The organism is Hoskinsella mucinilytica (genome assembly GCF_045223415.1).
In the GTDB taxonomy this organism is placed as follows: Bacteria; Bacillota_I; Bacilli_A; order Erysipelotrichales; family Erysipelotrichaceae; genus Hoskinsella; species Hoskinsella mucinilytica.
In genome coordinates this window covers 1-17,603 of sequence record NZ_JBEQZJ010000033.1, presented here as the reverse complement: position 1 = coordinate 17,603, position 17,603 = coordinate 1, and the positions used below count along the sequence as shown (strand labels likewise).

Below are 17,603 nucleotides of genomic sequence, written 5' to 3'. Positions count from 1 at the left end.
ATCCCTCTTTTCTAATATTTAATTTGTTTTAAATATCTACTTAACGCATCCTGCCAAGTTGGCAATGGTAAAAATCCATTTTCAACTAGTTTGGATTTATCTAGTCTACTGTTAAAAGGCCTTTTCGCCTTTGATAATCCATATTCTTCTGTTGTAACAGGTACTATCTTTGTTGAATAACCTGCCTGTTTAAATATTTCACAAGTAAAATCATACCAACTAATATACCCGCCTTCATTGGTTGCATGATAATATCCGAATTTATCCGATTCAATCATATCAACAAGTAAACGAGCCAAATCATAAGTATAAGTTGGTGTACCGATTTGATCATTTACTACCTTGATTGTATCGTGTGTTTTCCCCACATTCAGCATGGTTTTAATAAAATTTTTCCCATTTAAACCGAATACCCATGCAATACGTACAATAAAATATTTTTCTAATAATGACGAAACGGCTTGTTCTCCTTCTAGCTTTGTTTTTCCATATACATTAAGCGGTTTGTATTCCTTACAATCAGGTTTCCATGGCTCTGTACCTTGTCCATCAAAAACATAGTCCGTACTTAGATAAATCATTTTGCAATCTAATGTTTTACAAATTTGAGCGATATTTTCTGTTCCTTCAACATTTACCGCCCTAACTTTTTTGATATTCGCTTCATCTTCTGCCATATCTACAGCAGTCCATGCAGCACAATGTATAACTGCATCTGGTTTATGACCAAGTAACAGTTTTTGTACATTCTCTTTATTGGTGATATCTAAAGAATAATATGGTTGGTTTGTTGTAGCAGAATTATCTATACTACCATGACAAAAAGGAGCAATATCTGTACCAATTGCTTCATGCCCTCTTTTTTTCAATTCATTCATCACATCATAACCAAGTTGTCCAGCAACCCCAGTAACAACTACTTTCATACTCTTCAACCTACCTATCGATTCTCATACATTTCTGTATAATAATTCTGATATTCGCCTGAAATAATTTCTTGCCACCATTCACGATTGTTTAAATACCAGTCAATCGTCTTCTTAATTCCATCTTCAAATTTTGTTTCAGGTAACCATCCTAATTCTGTATGTATCTTTTCAGGATCTATTGCATAACGCATGTCATGTCCTTTACGATCTGTTACATAAGTAATCAGGCTTTCAGGTTTATCTAATGCTTCACAGATGATTTTCACAATATCAATATTCTTCATCTCATTATGTCCACCTACATTGTAGACTTCTCCGACTTTCCCCTTATGAATAATCAAATCTATTGCACTACAATGATCTTCTACATATAACCAGTCACGCACATTCAAACCTTCTCCGTACACTGGCAATGGTTTATCATTCAATGCATTCGCAATCATCAAAGGAATCAGTTTCTCAGGAAAATGATATGGTCCATAGTTATTAGAACATCTTGATATCGTTACTGGAAGTCCATAGGTTCTATAATATGCTAATACCAAAAGATCTGCAGAGGCTTTAGAAGAACTATATGGGCTACTTGTATGAATCGGTGTTTCTTCTGTAAAAAATAAATCTGGTCGATCCAATGGCAAATCTCCATATACTTCATCTGTAGAAACTTGGTGATAACGTTTGATATCATAAGTTCTACAAGCATCCAATAAAATTGCTGTTCCCATGATATTAGTTTCAAGGAATATTCCAGGGTTTTCAATAGAGCGATCCACATGTGATTCTGCCGCAAAATTTACCACAACATTTGGTTTCTCTTCTTCAAATAATCGATAAACTGCTTCTCGATCACAGATATCTGCTTTCACAAACCTAAAATTTGGATGATTCATGATAGATTTTAATGTAGATAAATTTCCTGCATATGTTAATTTATCTAAACAAACGATTCTATAATCCTTATACTTTTTCAACATATAAAACACAAAATTACTACCAATAAATCCTGCACCACCCGTAACTATAATTGTTTTACTCATCCTTATTCCCTCTTTCTAACGTAATACATCTATGTATTTTCCATCTAATACATCTTTTAAATATTTTCCATATTCATTCTTCTTTAGAACTTCATAAGATTTCAGTACATCTTCTCGATTTATCCAACCATTTAAAAAGGCGATTTCCTCCAAACATGCAACCTTACGGTGCTGGTGGTTTTCAATCGTCTGTACAAAATTAGTTGCTTCTACTAAGCTTTCATGTGTTCCAGTATCTAACCAAGTAAATCCTTGACCCAATAATTCTACATTCAACTTTTCTTTTTCAAGATAGATTTTATTTAAATCAGTAATTTCTAATTCCCCTCTTGAAGATGGTTTTAAGTTTTTCGCATAATCTATAACCTTGTTATCATAAAAATATAATCCTGTAATACAATAATTGCTTTTTGGATACTCTGGTTTTTCTTCCACAGAAATAGCCTTTCCTGCCTTATCAAATTCTACAATACCAAATCGTTCTGGATCATCCACATAATAACCAAATACTGTTGCGCCTTTTCCATTATCAGCATTTTCAACTGCCGCTTTCAACCGCTTTTTTAATCCATGTCCAGCAAAAATATTATCACCTAAGATCATTGCTACAGATTCATCACCAATAAAATCTTCACCTATGATAAATGCTTGTGCTAATCCATCAGGAGATGGTTGTACTGCATAACTTAAATGAATACCAAATTGGCTTCCATCATTTAATAATTCCTTAAATCTTGGTGTATCTTGTGGTGTTGAAATAATTAAAATATCTCTGATACCTGCATTCATTAACACAGACAATGGATAATAAATCATTGGCTTGTCGTATATTGGTAGTAATTGTTTTGATGTTACCATTGTTAATGGATATAATCTTGTTCCTGAACCACCGGCTAATATAATTCCCTTCATTTTCTTTAATCTCCTTATTTGATAATTTGATCTATCATTGCTTTTGCTTGTATGATTGATTCACTATCTGGCCTCATAACATATAACGGAGTAGCACCATAAGAATACGTAGGAACCATATCTCCACTACCATCTACCAACGTGCTCTTTACTTCCCATTTGCTCATATCGTTTATTTGCATCTGAATCAATGCAGTAATTTCATCTGTGGTCATGTTTGTTTGAAACATTCCCTGCACACCATTCAAAATGCTCTCATAATTCTTTATGATATTGCTTGTCGTCAGCTTATTGATCATTGCTTTGATAACTTCTTGCTGGTTTTCACCACGATGGCGATCTCCCTCATTGTAAGCATAACGTTCTCTCGCAAATCCAAGTGCACATTTCCCATTCACGTGATTAACACCTTGTTTGATATTACATCCTTCCCCATGTAATAGGGTCACATTCTGATCAGAAGTAATATCAATACCACCAAGTGCGTCTACCATCGTCGTTAACGTATCAAAATTAATACGTATATTGTAATTAATATCAATTCCTAACACATGTTCAATTGTTGCTTGACTAACTTCTACGCCATATAGTCCAGCATGTGTCAACTTATCCATAGAACCTGTTGGACAAACATTATCATGACATTGCAAAGGAACATAATAATCTCGTGGTATAAAGACCAAGCCAATTTTTTTCTTTACAGGATTCACTGCCATTAACATATTGACATCACTTCTGCTGGTTGTAGAAATTGGACCAGTTGTATCAATTCCTGATATATAAACAACAAAGCTTTCTTTGGTAACTGCTGCTGTCTTTAGATTCTCAATAACCTTCTCACGATCCAAAGTATAAATAACCTTTGTTTCCGATTCAAACTTGTTGTTGATCAAATCAAAACTATCCCGAAAGCCTTCATTCATAATGATGGCATCTGTTTTTCCATCCAATAATTCAGACAACATCTCTTCCCCATTTTTATATTCTGTCTTTGATATTTCATTTGTAAATTGACCACTCAAACGATTCAACATAAAATCTGTATTTTCTCGATCAATTTCTTTCATGATGCCAAAAGACTTTCCATCTAAATCTTCAATCTTATCAAATGAACTATCTTTTTTCACTAATACAGAAACCGTTGTCGTTTCCACATTGCCATTTGAAATTTTATGAATGGTTTCTTGTGCTTTATTAACAATCTTGACATTGATAAATAACATCAGAACACTCAAAACAATCGCTAACACTTTACTACCGATTTTTACAGCCTGATTCGTCTTATTCGAAATTTGCATAAAAATCACAAGTCCAAGTAATAAACCTAGAACCAAAATAGCAATTAATAGATATTTCATAGGTAAAAAACGATAAATACTATACAATAAATAAAGGCTTATCAATAGTTGCATTACCCAAAAGAAATGTCTTCCGTATTTCTTTATATTTTCCATTTACCCGCCTCCTTATTCGCTTTCTCCATCGCATCCTTCACTTCTCGCACCTGCTTGTAATAAGTAGAACGCTTCATTCCAATCATTTCTCGATAAGCTTCATGCGTCATTTCTTTATTCGCAATTCTCTGAATATTTTCTATAAAATCGACAGGTAAATGTGTCTTTGGCCTGCCAAAATTACCTTCCCCTTTATATTTCTTTTCTAAAGCCCGATCTATCCCAACTCTTTGTAGACGCTTTGCTCTTTCTTTTTTACTTGTCTCTACAAAATTCATAACCTCGAGAATTAAATCAATGTCAATTTCTTTTTCCTCAAGATTTAATAGATGCACATGTAATTTCTTTAAGGTTTCCAATTTCACTTTTAAATCCAATTCTTCAAAGGAAAACTTATCAATGGATGGAATGTAAACATTGTCTTTCTTTTTGATTTTTTTAATCAAATGATTCCAAATTGGTCCATTCTCAATATCATCGAAAAAAATATGAGAAGAATCGCCTTGAGAAAACTTCTGAATCTGATTCTTTTCTTCATCCGTTGGCAGATAAGCATAAAAATAGTTCATAATAGTTCTCCACTATTACGATTCACTATAATAATAGCCATAATAATGTTTTGCTTCTGCCTCTACTTTTGTTAATACCGTTCCAAGGATATTCGCACCATTTCTTTTTAACTGTGTCAATGCTGCCTTCGCATCGTTTTTATTCGTTTCCTTTGCTGATACCACATACACTGTTCCATCTGTTACTCGACTAACCGGAATCGCATCCGCTACTGCATCTACAGGTGGGCAATCTATCACAATGAAATCAAATCTTGTTCTCAATTGCTCCATCAAATGTTTGAATTTTTCACTAGATAATAACTCCTGTGGATTTGGGACCTTCATTCCACTAGTAAGTAGATATAGCTTTCCATCACTATTATTGTCCTTGAACTTCTGGAAATAAGTATCTTCATTCACATCAAAACTATCAAAGTTCTTCATCAAATTACTTAATCCCATCTTATTAGATACATTGAAGATCTTATGTTGTACCGGCTTTCTTAAATCACAATCCATTAAAAGTACATTATGATATTTCGCAATACTTACGGTTGCTAAATTACTCGCAACACTACTTTTTCCTTCTGCAGGATTTGTACTGGTCAAATTGACCACTTGAATATCCCCTTCAAATTGAGAATATTCAATGTTCGTTCTCAATTGGCGATACACTTCAGAAAAATCAAACTGTGATTGTTTTCCTGTCTTTTTCTTCCCTGTATGTCGTTTCGGTGTTAGTTTTCGTTCCATCTTATCTTCCTCTCCTTCTGAATTTATCGAATAGAGATTTCTTCTTTACTATCTGCATCTCTTCTAACTCCTCATCATGTAAAATATGATTTGGATTATCTCTCAACAAAAGTGCTGCATTTTCTTTTCCATAATCTTTAGCAATCTCTTCATAAACATCCGACAGTTTTGTGATTCTATGACCCTGAGAGCGGTGTGCATCGCTTGCGATGATATGCACCATACCTTCTGTAAGTAGCTTTTCCGCATTCTTTCTACAAACATCACCATGTGTTCCAAGAATACTCGTTCGATTCACTTGTACAAAGCAACCCATATCGATCCAACCCTGTACTCGATCTAAATCAATGCCTTTTGGAAAATAACGCTCCACATGGGCGATGACTGGGATATAGTCACGAACCGTCAATTCATAAAGATAATCTTCTGCGTAGTCATTGTTGTCCATATTCCTTCGCACATCAAACTCCACAAGGATATAATGAGATCCTGCTAGCGTATGAAATTGCTTTTGATCAATCATATCCAGATATTCATGATTCAAGAACACCTCTGATCCTGAATAAACGCTAATATCATAAGAATTTGCCAACTCTTTTAATTCCTGAATACGTTCGTTTATCATATGAATCTCAGCATCCTTTTGTGTTCCTGGCACAAAATGTGGAGTAGAAATCATAGCAGTAATACCATCTTTTTTTGCTTGTTCTAATGATTGTATAGCATCTTCTTTTGAAGGCATACCATCATCAATTTCCCAAGCAGTATGATTATGTATATCAATGAAATTCATATCTTAATCCTCAAACCAAGGAATTTCTCCTAATACCGGAACACCAAGAAAACTTTCCGCTTCTGCTTTTGTTTTCAATCTCTTGTCAAACAGATACTGAAGGAATACATAACCACAGGACAAGAAAAGACCAAGTGCCGCACCAATAACAGTATTCATTTTCTTGCTAGGCGAAACCGGTGTTTCATCTACCTTAGGTTGATCAGATATCGTCATGTTTTTGATATCCAACTTTTCCTTCATTTCTTCAAAGAATACATCTACTGTATTCTTCACAATTGCTTGAGATTTTGTAGGATCATCTGTGGTAGCTTTCACAATAATGATCTCTGTTTCGTTTAAGTTTGTTACTGATAAAGAATTCTTTATCTCTTCTACATCTTTAATGTTTAGGTTCTCTGCGACTTTAGAAAGAACCGTTTCACCTTGCATCAAAGACATATAATTGTTTACCATTTTAGAGTTTGATGTCAGCGTATTATAATCTACTACACCTTGATCTGTCACATTGGGTTTTAGATAGATACGTGCGGAACTTGCATATTTCTTAGACATAAAAAAAGTCGTGATCAATAATGCAAGAACAGCACATAATATAGTGCTTAATACGATCATTTTTATGTTCTTTTTTAACAACTTTAATAATGCACTGATATCTATTTCAATTTCTTCATTTTCTGCTCTTTTTTCATCTAGTTGATTCATTGTTTATCTCCTCTTATAAATACTATATGGAAGATTATGTTTTATCTAACAGTCATAACGGCTGATGCTTAATAAAAAAAGACACACTTCTCCCTTCCCCCACCTATAGTGTTGAACGGTTATGTATGTCCTTGTATCTTTGTAAAGTGCTCTTATGACAACTATTACGCTGATTCAGATCTTTTTTATAATCTCCAAAGAAACTGTCACATTGACTTCTTTATGCAATAGATCAAGACTCAAGACTGCTTTCTTCTTATGTCGATCTATTCTTGTGATATGACTTTCATAGCCTTTTAAAGGACCATCAGTAATCATCACTTTATCATGCTCGATATATCCAGTAGACGGTATCACTTTATACTGATCATTCAATAATCCTTCTAGATAATCTCGCTCATAATCTCTCAATGCTGGAGTTTCTTCATCAAACTTTAATTCCTTTATGATTCCAGTCTTTTTCTGCTTCGCACTTTTTAGCTTGTTCTGGAATTCTTTCTGTTTCATTTCACTTTCTATGAATAGATAACTTGGAAACATTACTTTCTCTACGATATGTTCTTTTCCTTGTTTCGTATGAATGATTTCAATAGAAGGTATAAACGCCTTCCAGACCTTACATTCCTGATTCAGAAAATCACATATCTGCTTTTCTTTTCCACCCATCACAAACAATACATACCAATTTGTATCTTTCATTAGAGTGCTCCTTCACCTTTGAATACCATCTTTACTGTTTTGATCAGTATCGTCATATCCAACCAGATACTCCAATTTCTATAATAGTAATCGTCCATCTGTAGGCGATCTTCAAAACTAACATCACTTCTTCCATGACTCTGCCACATTCCGGTAACTCCAGGTGTGCAACCGATCACGCTGTTATAATACATTCCCATATCCTTGATTTCTCTTGGTAGATATGGTCTTGGTCCTACTAAACTCATTTGTCCTTTTATCACATTGATAAACTGTGGAAACTCATCGAGGCTTTTCTCCCTTAATACTTTTCCTGCTACTGTAATTCTTGGATCATCTCTTAACTTTTTGTTTGTTTCATATTCTTCTCTGATTGCCGAATCATCTTCCATCAATTGTTCTAGAACTTCCTCTGCATGAGGTACCATTGTTCGAAACTTATAAATCTTGAATGGCTTACCATCCTTACCGATTCTTTCTTGTGTGAAGAAAATAGGTTCTTTATCTCCATTTTCATGATTCTTCTTACGAACATACCAAATCAATGGTAGTAATAATAAACATCCTGCTAATCCACCAAGAATATCAATTACTCGTTTCATTATTCTACTTCCAATATTCGTCATCCCTCTTGATGTAGATACTACAAGCAACCCATCAAAGTCTTCTACCTTTGTATCAAAGGTAATCAAACTAGATGTTTGTGGTAGATATTTGATTTTCTCCACTTGATTGTAAAGGATACTCATAAAATGATTCATTTGACTTCTAGAAACATTTGGAATTGCGATAATAACTGTATCGATATCCAAATCTGATATCTTCTTTAAAAGATCGATCACTGGATAAATATCGCCTTCTACCAGAACTTCTTGATGTAGATTAGGAAATAGCTTTTCATCATTGACATTAATAAAGCCTTGCACATCCATCAAAGAAAAACGATTGGTTTTACATACATGAGCAAGCTGAGCTGCTTCTTTGCCAGTACCAATGATCAATACATTTTCTTTTGAGGAATTACGCATCACAATACGAATAGCTCGATTGATCAATACACTGTACACAAATGCCAATAATGTAATCACCAAATTAATCACCATTAGATAGATGCTATATCTTCCTATGTCGATCAATAAGAGGCTGGCAAAATAGAAACAAAGATGGCTCTTTATCAACAATTCAATTTCTTCCCAAATCAATAAAGTAGAAACACGATAATGCCCAAACATGGCTTGGATCATAAGATAAAGAATCACAAAACGCAAAGAATAATCAACAGAATTACGCATCAGCAATGTCATAAAAAGAATGAAGATAAGCTCTAGTAGAAAACTAATGAAACTTATATTTTTTTTCGTCCTCATTGCTTTTGAAATTCATATGACCGTTACCGGTCTGCTTTCTTTCCCCTCCTTTTGTTCTAATTGAGGTTGCATAACATCTATAAACGTATAGGTTAATGTATAGATATCCTGATTGAGAGAACCACTCTTTTTTATATCTAAATAGTCTAAATAACATAAGATTTATAGATTATTTTGATAAAAAATAGAGCATTCATAATCCTATACATAAATGAACACTGCCGCTTATTGTATTCTTTTCCTCAATTTTGTAACCTAATTCATTCTACTACATATAATCTTCTCATTCAAGATTTATTTTCTATTTTTGTAATCTTTTTTAGACTTAATGATTTTATTTTCAATCTGTGTTAATTGAAAGCCTTTACGTTAGAATTAATCTTATAAAATTTCTCATTGCAAACTTAATTCTTATTAAGTATATGCATATCTTTTATGAAAAAACAAAAAAAATGAAGACTATTTCTGCCTTACAGCATCTAATAATCTTCATCTTATATTTCATCAACCTAATATTGATTAAATATTTTTAATACATTTCGCTTAGTTTAAAATCTCTGCTGTAATCTACGTCAATCATTTTTAATGATGTCAAGCTTTTAGAAAGTTCCCTTATCTGATATTCATATTCTTTTGTATGATATCTTTTTTTTCCAATCTATTATATAATCAAATAACAAATTTTCTGTTACAACTGTATTTTCTGTTGCTAATTGATCAAATGAAAATAAAATAGTTGTTATAAGCTCCGCATGATTTGTATCCTTAATTCTTTTAAATAAGTCGTAAGTTTTATTTACATACATTTTATCTTTTTCGGAATAAATAGCCGGGTTTATCTTAAAGCTATCACTCACACAAATAAGCATCATTTTTCCAAATTCTTTTTCGTATATCAGATTATTGTTTGATAAAACTGTAATCATATTTTTTATATCTGATGAATAAGGTCCATAAGTTCCTTTCACAAAATTTAATCCTGTATCTGTGCCAAACCTCGTTAGCACATAACATATCTTTTGGAAAATAGTTCTACCCACTTTAACACTATACTCAGATTCTTCTAAACATTTTACTAATCTTAAAATCAATAACCAATTATCGTTTATTTTATCATATATAACTCCGACAGTATTTTTGTTCTCTGATTTTTGCATCAAAAATTTTGTAGATAGTTTATCTTTTTCTATTCCAAAAGGTGCATAGACCTCAATATCTATTGGTAAATCATAAAGTTTCTGATACATTATTGGACCAACAACATCCCAATCTAATCCACCATTTCCACATCCTAACGGAGGAAATGCAATTGATTCTATTCCTAAATCTTTATAATTTCCTACAAACCAATCAAGACCAGAAATAACATATTCAAGTTTTGATGGAGAACGCCAATGTTGTTTTGTTGGAAAATTGATAACTTTGACTTTTTCATTTTCCAGATAAGGATAAAGTTTTCCAGTAGTGACTAATTTTTTATCACAGAGAGATTTATATTCATCAAACATTTTAGGATAATTAGTTTTAAAGGTTTTTGCAATGCCTTTCCCCATAACGCCCACACAATTGACAGTATTAACTAAAACATCCATTTGTGATTCAAAAATATTACCAATTTTCATTTTTATCATAATCACCACTCCTCTATTTAAAAAACTTAAATTTATCTATTTCAATAGGAACTCCTAAGTTCAGTGATTCCGCTTCTTGTTTAGCCAATTGTGTAGCTACTTTGATTTTCAAAAGGTATTCTATTGGCACTTTACCTAAAACTAATACTTCAGCACATTTAATCGCTTTCTTTTCTATCTTTTCTAAATAATTAGGATCATCCCAAGATTTTGCGAACACCTGCTCAAATTTTATGAATTTTAATCCTCTTTCTGACTTTTCAAATAGTGCTAATTCAGAAGCAGCATTTAATTCTGTTACAATAGTATCTTTCAAGTCAAGAACTCTTTTATCAACACAAATGATGCATAAGTCATTAACATTATTATGATTTATTATGTAATACATCATAGGATTACGAGCATCAAAATATAAATTAGCATAATCGTGCAGTTCTCCATGGTTTGCAATTTTAATGTAATCACGTCGAATTCACTGCCGACTTCACTGCCGACTTCACTGCCGACTTCACTGCCGACTTCACTGCCGACTTCACATCTATATTATATAGTATACCTTTTTTATGGAAAAAGAGAAACATTTAATCCGATTTTTATATCAAAAAAGCAATTATTCATACTTTTTCTTTATATAAATGAGTTTCATTTCATTTTTACATAATCATAACCTTTAAATATATGATTTCACTGCCGATTTAACTACCGACTATACTGCCGACTTTATAATAAGCGAGAATAAATCCCCCTATTTCTGTATTCAATTCACAATGCTATATTTATAGGAACCCAAATAATATCAATCCCTAAGGCAAAAGTAGTATTTAGGATTTTGTTCTTAAACTGAAATGAAAGAATACAGATTTTTCCACATCTCTTCTATCTTTTACTAACATGAAGGAGTATAATAATACGGTATTGAGGGAGAGTTTAGAATATGAAAAAAGATGGTAAAACAAAAGGACTGATGACGGAAGGTGTCATCTGGAAAGAACTGCTGCTGTTCTCCATACCATTATTACTGGGAAATCTGTTTCAGCAGCTATACAATGCGGTGGATTCCATCGTTGTTGGAAATTACATAGGACCACAAGCACTAGCGGCTGTAGGTTCTAGTGCACCACTTATTAATCTGCTGGTAAGTTTTTTAATGGGTCTATCTGTTGGTGCAGGGGTTATCATATCTCGTTATTTTGGCGCAAGAAATCATGAATCATTAGAAATTGCGATTCATACGTCCTTGGCCTTCACTTTTATTGCTGGTATCATTATGACGATTGTTGGTATCCTCTTAAGCCCGCTTATTTTGGAATTGATGGGAACACCGGAAGATGTTATGGTTAATTCCGTCTTATATTTGCGAATTTATTTTCTAGGTGTGGTATCTGTTATGCTCTATAACATGGGTAGCGGTATCCTACGATCTGTTGGCGATAGTAAAAATCCATTGTATTTTTTAATTATTTCATCAGTCACCAATATAGGACTGGATTTACTATTTGTCGTAGTATTCAAAATGGGTATTGCAGGAGTGGCATGGGCAACACTGATTGCACAAACTATTAGTATGTTACTTACTATGCTATTGCTCATAAAATCTAAACGAGAATATAAAGTCATCTTAAGCAAGCTTAAGATCCATAAGCACATGCTCGTGGAAATTGTACGACTTGGGCTTCCTAGTGGACTTCAGAATGCAATTGTTTCTTTCTCAAATGTCATTGTACAAACAAATATCAATGCTTTTGGTTCCTTAGCAATGGCGGGTTGTGGTTCTTATACTAAGATTGATGGCTTTGTCATTCTACCAGCGATGAGCTTTGCGATGGCACTAACCACCTTTACTGGACAAAACATGGGTGCACAAAAGTACGACCGGGTTAGAAAGGGTGGTAAAACAGGCTGTATCATGAGCTGTATCACAACCCTTGTCATCTCCGCAATCTTATTGATTTTCGGTCCACAAGTATTGGCAATTTTCTCTAATGATCCTGTTGTTATTGATTATGGGCTTTATATGATGCATGTTCTAGTACCGGGGTATTTATTCTTAGCCTTATCTCATGCTTTTGCCGGTATCGTTCGAGGTGCTGGTATTACCACAATTCCAATGATCGTCATGGTTACCTGTTGGTGCGGTGTCAGAATGACTTGGATATTAACAAGTGTTCCTATATTTAAAAACATTGGTGTTGTCTTTGCCGGATGGCCAATCAGTTGGGTCATCAGCGCAATATGGCTCTTCATCTATTATAAAAGAGGAAATTGGCTAAAGAAATATGAAACAGTAACAGCATAACCATAACCAAAAGCATTCTGTCTTAAACAGAATGTTTTTTTAACCATTCGTTAACCTTTTCTTCATATAGTTCTAACATCTTTTCTATACACTATATGTGGAAAGGAAGGTGTAGTTCATGCTATATGGAATCATTGATTTAGGTAGCAATACCATACGTTTGAATGTATATGAGTGTAAGGAACAAACAGCACAGCTATTATTTTCGAAAAAAGAAACCATTGGTATTCTATCCTATATAAAGAAAGGAACGCTCAGTGAGATTGGTATTCAATTACTTTGTGATGTACTTATAAGCTTTCAGAAACTATTACATAGTGTAGATATCATCAACTACAGTGTTTTCTCAACTGCATCATTACGAAACCTAAAAAATAAAGATATCGTTTTGCATACGATCAAAGAAAAAACAAAGATATCCATTGATGTATTATCAGGAGAAACAGAAGGCAAGTTAAGTTTTTATGGTGCCTCTCATCATATTTCACAACAAGAAGGCCTGTTTCTTGATTTAGGTGGTGGAAGTTGTGAATTGGTTTATTTTAAAAACAAGAAAATTTATCAGGTATTCAGTATCCCCATTGGCTCTTTATCGATGTTTCAACGCTATATATCAAAACTTCTACCAAAAGAAAGTGAACAAAAAGCAATCAGGCAAAGAGTACGAAAAGAATTGGATGCACATCTTCCGACTGATTTTCCTAAGGAAATACCATACCTTTGTGCAGCAGGAGGTAGCATCCGTGCCATTGAAGCATTGATAGATGCCCTTTATCTTAAGGAACCCTTTGCGATAGAATTCCCATGTAATGCATTAGATCTCATGTATGCAAATTATAAACATGCGCCAAAGGAAGTTTGTCATACCATTTTAAAAGCAAGACCTGATCGTATTCATACCCTATTGCCCGGTTTGTTTATTCTTTCTGAAATCGCAAACTATTTCCATTGTAAAAGGATGCAAGTTAGCCATTATGGTGTACGTGAAGGCTATCTTTATGAAAGAATACTGGAACTACCATCATAGCCTCACTTTATAAAGAAAAAGAGAAGATTTACCTTCCCTTAATATCCTCTATGGTCGTGACCTTTAGATTTTCATAATCACCCTTTACAACATATACGGATTGACTACTACATAGTTCTACTAGCTGTGCATCATCTGTAGCCTCAATATGATCTTGAATTGCTTGTTCATGACAATCTAATATAATGGAAGTTAAGAATGCTTGAGGGGTCTGCGCTTGCCATAATTCACTTCTATTTAAGGTAGTCACAATCTTACCATCTTTCACCTGTTTGATAGTATCCTTGACGGGTACCATCAATAAACAAGCTGGATGTTCTTCTAAGGCTTGACATAAATGATTGATACAATCCATAGTAAGCCAAGGTCGTGCTCCATCATGAATCAAGACATACTCTTGAGTGACCTTTTTTAATCCACGATGAACAGATTCTTGTCTGGTCTTTCCACCTAACGCAAATACGATACGATCCTGTTTAAGAATGGTTTGATATTCTTTGATATCATCCTTTCCGCCAACAACGATTACCTCTTTGCAACGCTCATCCTTTAAAAATATTGCTACTGTTGTTTCCAGTATCGTCTTTCCATTTTGAAAACGATACAACATCTTATTATAACCAAGTCCCATGCGAGAACCACTCCCGGCAGCAACGATCAAAGCTGTATATTTCATATCCTCATCTCCAATATCTGTAATCATTATAGTATGCAAAAGATTGCTTGTAAACGGTTTTTACCTATCTTCGTATAGGAGAAGTCTATCATCTGTGGTAAAATGAAAACATGAAGAGAGGTTGATTGAAATGTATAAAAAAAGAAGAACAAAATTATTACGCTCCTTACCATCTGGCTCTATCACCTTATTTTTCTCAGGAAAAGCACCTTATAAGGTCGGTGATGAAAAATATGAGTTTTCGGTAGATAGAAACTTTTTTTATCTCACCGGATTAGATAAAGAAAATATGGTATTAGCCTTATGTAAGATGGGCGAAATCACAAAAGAGATCTTGTTTATCGAACCATATGATGAAACACAAGCGAAATGGGTTGGAGGAAGGATCCTTCCTGATGAAGCAAGTGACATCAGTGATATCGAGGAAATTTATCTTTTAGAAGAATTGATGGACACTTTAGGAAGCTATATTCAAAGAATCTATGATCATGAAGAACGCATCATGGTTTATGCGGATTTCACTAAGCAAGAACCATATCAAACAGATCGTGAATCTTTTGTGTTCTGCCGTGAACTATTAAAACAATATCCGCATATTGAACTTGCCAATGTTGCGGCTAAGATTACACGCCTTCGTTTGATCAAAGATGATATCGAAATCGAACAATTAAAAGAAGCGATACGAGTGACCAATGAGGGAATTCTTCAAATGATGCAGGCAAGTGAACCGGAAATGGGAGAACATCAAATAGAAGCTTGTTTTGATTTTGTTGTGAAATCCAATGCTTGTAAACACAGTTTCCCATCTATTGTTGCCGGTGGTAAGAATGCTACCATCCTTCATTATAGTGATAATGATGAGTATATTGAAGATAACGAGCTAGTATTATGTGATTTAGGTGCATCTTTTGAGTATATGAATGCTGATATCACAAGAACCTTCCCTGTGAATGGAACATTTACTCCAAGACAACGTCAGATTTATGACATCGTATTAGCCGCAAATCGTTATATCATGAGTCTTGTGAAACCGGGTGTAACACTACGTGGATTAAACAATGAACTGATTCGTTTTTATGAAAAAGAATTGGATCATATTGGTTTATTAAAAGACGGACATACAGTTGAAGATTATTACTGGCATGGTGTATCCCATATGTTAGGTCTGGAAACACATGATGTCACTTTATCTAATTATATGATTGAGCCTGGAAATGTCTTTACAATAGAACCCGGCTTATATTTAGAAGAAGAAGGAATCGGTATTCGTATCGAAGACAATGTACTTGTTACAGAACATGGCTGTATCAATCTTTCTGAAGCAATCATCAAAGATGCAGATGAGATTGAAAAGTTTATGCAGGCAGCTAGTTAGGAGGTTATGATGAGAGGAATCATTCAAGAATTTAAAGAATTTATCATGCGTGGCAATGTATTAGATATGGCAGTCGGTGTCATCATCGGTGGTGCATTTCAGAAAATCATCAGCTCTTTGGTTAATGATGTCATCATGCCGATCATATCCTTATTTACCGGTGGTGTAGATTTTTCAAACTGGTTTATTTCTTTGGATGGAAAAAGTTACGCTTCCCTTGCGCAAGCTCAAGAAGCAAAAGCAGCAACCTTAAATTATGGTGCTTTTCTAACACAGGTCATAGATTTTCTTATCATGGCGTTTGTTATCTTTATGCTTGTTAAAACGATGAATACACTTGCTAATCGAGTGAAAAAACCGGTAGTAGAAGAAAAAGCAGAACCGGATACGAAGGTATGTCCTTATTGTATGAGTGAAATCGATATTCATGCGACTCGTTGTCCACACTGTACTTCTGTTCTAGAGGATGAAAAAGCTGTGAATTAACCACAGCTTTTTTTACGCTTCATCCATCAATTCTTTTACTCTTTTTGCCAAGGTTTCTAGGATGAAGATAACCGGAACTTGTGTTGTCACATTATAGAATTGATGCATTCTTTGTTCTGGCATATAATAATGAAAATGATAATCTGACATTCTAGATATGGTACAATCTTCCTTATTGGTAATAGCAATGGTAGTGCTGTTTTCTTCCATCAGACCTTTTAATTGCTGAATCGTTTCTGTTGTTTCTCCGCTCTCGGATAACGCAATTACACAGGACTTTTCATAGCATCCCTTCGCAATAGGATAAAAAGGATCTTGAATGCTAAATGCCAGTTTCCCATAATTCGTAAAGGTACGTGCGGCATACTGCCCTAACAATCCACTTGTCCCAATACCAATACAGATGATAAAATCACTTGCTTGAATTTTTTGTGCCACTTCTTCTATTTCTTTAAAGAACTGATTTGAATTAATTTTATTGAAAAAATCAAGCATCAAAGGAATATCATGATCGATACGGATTGCTTCATGACGTTGTAGATACAACTTAAATTTGATTTTGAATTCCGCAAATCCATTACAACCCGCCTTTTTACAAAAGCGAAGAATGGTAGTAGTAGATACATGAGCTTCTGTCGCAAGCTCTCTGATCTTCATATGCAGTACTTTTTCCTTATGCTGCATAATGTAATCATATATCCCCATCTCCAGCTCATTTAGACTTTTTACTTGTTCAATCGTTAACATCAAGACATCCCCTTTTCTTTATCTACATTTTACACTGTTTCTTTGATATGGTAAAGATAATGAAAGCTCTTGATCAAAGAGTTTAGAAACTGAAAGATTTGTATCTCATATAAAATGATTTATGTTTTCAATAAAATCTATATTAGCAAATTATCTACAAAATGT

At 33.9% G+C, this 17,603-nt stretch carries 18 protein-coding genes; 4 read left to right on the top strand and 14 right to left on the bottom strand.

Annotated features, from left to right (window positions below; genetic code table 11):
* Positions 1-11 precede the first annotated feature (11 nt).
* The 12 genes from rfbD to UGRO018_RS12380 all read right to left on the bottom strand — a co-directional run bounded on the left by rfbD (position 12) and on the right by UGRO018_RS12380 (position 11,282).
* Positions 12-926 carry a dTDP-4-dehydrorhamnose reductase gene (rfbD, locus tag UGRO018_RS12435; RefSeq protein WP_416326814.1) on the bottom strand — a complete coding sequence of 305 codons (915 nt, stop codon included), beginning with the start codon at positions 924-926 and terminating at the stop codon, positions 12-14.
* A 14-nt stretch (positions 927-940) separates the two neighbouring features.
* Positions 941-1,966, bottom strand: coding sequence for a dTDP-glucose 4,6-dehydratase (gene rfbB / locus UGRO018_RS12430; RefSeq protein WP_416326813.1), 1,026 nt, complete (start codon positions 1,964-1,966; stop codon positions 941-943).
* 15 nt (positions 1,967-1,981) lie between these two features.
* Positions 1,982-2,878 carry a glucose-1-phosphate thymidylyltransferase RfbA gene (rfbA, locus tag UGRO018_RS12425; RefSeq protein WP_416326812.1) on the bottom strand — a complete coding sequence of 299 codons (897 nt, stop codon included), beginning with the start codon at positions 2,876-2,878 and terminating at the stop codon, positions 1,982-1,984.
* A 14-nt stretch (positions 2,879-2,892) separates the two neighbouring features.
* A complete protein-coding gene (locus UGRO018_RS12420) occupies positions 2,893-4,332 on the bottom strand; it encodes an LCP family protein (RefSeq protein WP_416326811.1) in 1,440 nt (479 codons plus the stop codon).
* A complete protein-coding gene (locus UGRO018_RS12415) occupies positions 4,320-4,901 on the bottom strand; it encodes a hypothetical protein (RefSeq protein ID WP_416326810.1) in 582 nt (193 codons plus the stop codon). The genes UGRO018_RS12420 and UGRO018_RS12415 overlap by 13 nt, the downstream gene beginning before the upstream one ends.
* Before the next feature lie 15 nt (positions 4,902-4,916).
* Positions 4,917-5,636, bottom strand: coding sequence for a CpsD/CapB family tyrosine-protein kinase (locus tag UGRO018_RS12410; RefSeq protein ID WP_416326809.1), 720 nt, complete (start codon positions 5,634-5,636; stop codon positions 4,917-4,919).
* 1 nt (position 5,637) lies between these two features.
* On the bottom strand, positions 5,638-6,429 hold the full coding sequence (locus UGRO018_RS12405; protein ID WP_416326808.1) for a tyrosine-protein phosphatase: 792 nt from the start codon (positions 6,427-6,429) through the stop codon (positions 5,638-5,640).
* A gap of 3 nt (positions 6,430-6,432) precedes the next feature.
* Entirely contained in the window at positions 6,433-7,134 is a 702-nt protein-coding gene (locus UGRO018_RS12400) for a YveK family protein (RefSeq protein WP_416326807.1), read from the bottom strand.
* 174 nt (positions 7,135-7,308) lie between these two features.
* Positions 7,309-7,833, bottom strand: a complete 525-nt coding sequence (gene loaP, locus UGRO018_RS12395; RefSeq protein WP_416326806.1) for an antiterminator LoaP — start codon at positions 7,831-7,833, stop codon at positions 7,309-7,311.
* Positions 7,833-9,137 carry an exopolysaccharide biosynthesis polyprenyl glycosylphosphotransferase gene (locus UGRO018_RS12390; RefSeq protein WP_416326805.1) on the bottom strand — a complete coding sequence of 435 codons (1,305 nt, stop codon included), beginning with the start codon at positions 9,135-9,137 and terminating at the stop codon, positions 7,833-7,835. The genes loaP and UGRO018_RS12390 overlap by 1 nt, the downstream gene beginning before the upstream one ends.
* A 686-nt stretch (positions 9,138-9,823) precedes the next feature.
* Complete coding sequence (gene darG, locus UGRO018_RS12385) at positions 9,824-10,831, bottom strand: type II toxin-antitoxin system antitoxin DNA ADP-ribosyl glycohydrolase DarG (RefSeq protein ID WP_416326804.1); 1,008 nt, start codon at positions 10,829-10,831, stop codon at positions 9,824-9,826.
* A 13-nt stretch (positions 10,832-10,844) separates the two neighbouring features.
* Complete coding sequence (locus tag UGRO018_RS12380) at positions 10,845-11,282, bottom strand: DarT ssDNA thymidine ADP-ribosyltransferase family protein (protein WP_416326836.1); 438 nt, start codon at positions 11,280-11,282, stop codon at positions 10,845-10,847.
* Positions 11,283-11,765: 483 nt separating this feature from the next.
* Between UGRO018_RS12380 and UGRO018_RS12375 the strand changes: the two genes are divergently transcribed.
* Both UGRO018_RS12375 and UGRO018_RS12370 read left to right on the top strand, forming a co-directional pair.
* A complete protein-coding gene (locus tag UGRO018_RS12375; protein ID WP_416326803.1) occupies positions 11,766-13,127 on the top strand; it encodes an MATE family efflux transporter in 1,362 nt (453 codons plus the stop codon).
* Between the two features lie 118 nt (positions 13,128-13,245).
* Positions 13,246-14,154 (top strand): Ppx/GppA phosphatase family protein, encoded by a 909-nt coding sequence (locus UGRO018_RS12370; protein WP_416326802.1) that lies wholly within the window; start codon positions 13,246-13,248, stop codon positions 14,152-14,154.
* Between the two features lie 28 nt (positions 14,155-14,182).
* On the opposite strand, the gene ispD is transcribed toward UGRO018_RS12370, so the two are convergent.
* Positions 14,183-14,830: a 2-C-methyl-D-erythritol 4-phosphate cytidylyltransferase gene (gene ispD / locus UGRO018_RS12365; protein ID WP_416326801.1), complete on the bottom strand. Its 648-nt coding sequence runs from the start codon at positions 14,828-14,830 to the stop codon at positions 14,183-14,185.
* A 130-nt stretch (positions 14,831-14,960) separates the two neighbouring features.
* Between ispD and UGRO018_RS12360 the strand changes: the two genes are divergently transcribed.
* Positions 14,961-16,205, top strand: coding sequence for an aminopeptidase P family protein (locus UGRO018_RS12360; protein ID WP_416326800.1), 1,245 nt, complete (start codon positions 14,961-14,963; stop codon positions 16,203-16,205).
* Positions 16,206-16,214: 9 nt separating this feature from the next.
* Positions 16,215-16,691 (top strand): large conductance mechanosensitive channel protein MscL, encoded by a 477-nt coding sequence (mscL, locus tag UGRO018_RS12355; protein WP_416326799.1) that lies wholly within the window; start codon positions 16,215-16,217, stop codon positions 16,689-16,691.
* Between the two features lie 12 nt (positions 16,692-16,703).
* On the opposite strand, the gene UGRO018_RS12350 is transcribed toward mscL, so the two are convergent.
* Positions 16,704-17,438, bottom strand: a complete 735-nt coding sequence (locus UGRO018_RS12350; RefSeq protein ID WP_416326798.1) for a MurR/RpiR family transcriptional regulator — start codon at positions 17,436-17,438, stop codon at positions 16,704-16,706.
* Positions 17,439-17,603: the final 165 nt, after the last annotated feature.

What these genes read in the sequence shown, in the direction of transcription:
- rfbD (WP_416326814.1), bottom strand. Translation starts at nt 926, where the DNA reads ATGAAAGTAGTTGTTACTGGGGTTGCTGGACAACTTGGTTATGATGTG.
- rfbB (WP_416326813.1), bottom strand. Translation starts at nt 1,966, where the DNA reads ATGAGTAAAACAATTATAGTTACGGGTGGTGCAGGATTTATTGGTAGT.
- rfbA (WP_416326812.1), bottom strand. Translation starts at nt 2,878, where the DNA reads ATGAAGGGAATTATATTAGCCGGTGGTTCAGGAACAAGATTATATCCA.
- UGRO018_RS12420 (WP_416326811.1), bottom strand. Translation starts at nt 4,332, where the DNA reads ATGGAAAATATAAAGAAATACGGAAGACATTTCTTTTGGGTAATGCAA.
- UGRO018_RS12415 (WP_416326810.1), bottom strand. Translation starts at nt 4,901, where the DNA reads ATGAACTATTTTTATGCTTATCTGCCAACGGATGAAGAAAAGAATCAG.
- UGRO018_RS12410 (WP_416326809.1), bottom strand. Translation starts at nt 5,636, where the DNA reads ATGGAACGAAAACTAACACCGAAACGACATACAGGGAAGAAAAAGACA.
- UGRO018_RS12405 (WP_416326808.1), bottom strand. Translation starts at nt 6,429, where the DNA reads ATGAATTTCATTGATATACATAATCATACTGCTTGGGAAATTGATGAT.
- UGRO018_RS12400 (WP_416326807.1), bottom strand. Translation starts at nt 7,134, where the DNA reads ATGAATCAACTAGATGAAAAAAGAGCAGAAAATGAAGAAATTGAAATA.
- loaP (WP_416326806.1), bottom strand. Translation starts at nt 7,833, where the DNA reads ATGAAAGATACAAATTGGTATGTATTGTTTGTGATGGGTGGAAAAGAA.
- UGRO018_RS12390 (WP_416326805.1), bottom strand. Translation starts at nt 9,137, where the DNA reads ATGACATTGCTGATGCGTAATTCTGTTGATTATTCTTTGCGTTTTGTG.
- darG (WP_416326804.1), bottom strand. Translation starts at nt 10,831, where the DNA reads ATGATAAAAATGAAAATTGGTAATATTTTTGAATCACAAATGGATGTT.
- UGRO018_RS12375 (WP_416326803.1), top strand. Translation starts at nt 11,766, where the DNA reads ATGAAAAAAGATGGTAAAACAAAAGGACTGATGACGGAAGGTGTCATC.
- UGRO018_RS12370 (WP_416326802.1), top strand. Translation starts at nt 13,246, where the DNA reads ATGCTATATGGAATCATTGATTTAGGTAGCAATACCATACGTTTGAAT.
- ispD (WP_416326801.1), bottom strand. Translation starts at nt 14,830, where the DNA reads ATGAAATATACAGCTTTGATCGTTGCTGCCGGGAGTGGTTCTCGCATG.
- UGRO018_RS12360 (WP_416326800.1), top strand. Translation starts at nt 14,961, where the DNA reads ATGTATAAAAAAAGAAGAACAAAATTATTACGCTCCTTACCATCTGGC.
- mscL (WP_416326799.1), top strand. Translation starts at nt 16,215, where the DNA reads ATGAGAGGAATCATTCAAGAATTTAAAGAATTTATCATGCGTGGCAAT.
- UGRO018_RS12350 (WP_416326798.1), bottom strand. Translation starts at nt 17,438, where the DNA reads ATGTTAACGATTGAACAAGTAAAAAGTCTAAATGAGCTGGAGATGGGG.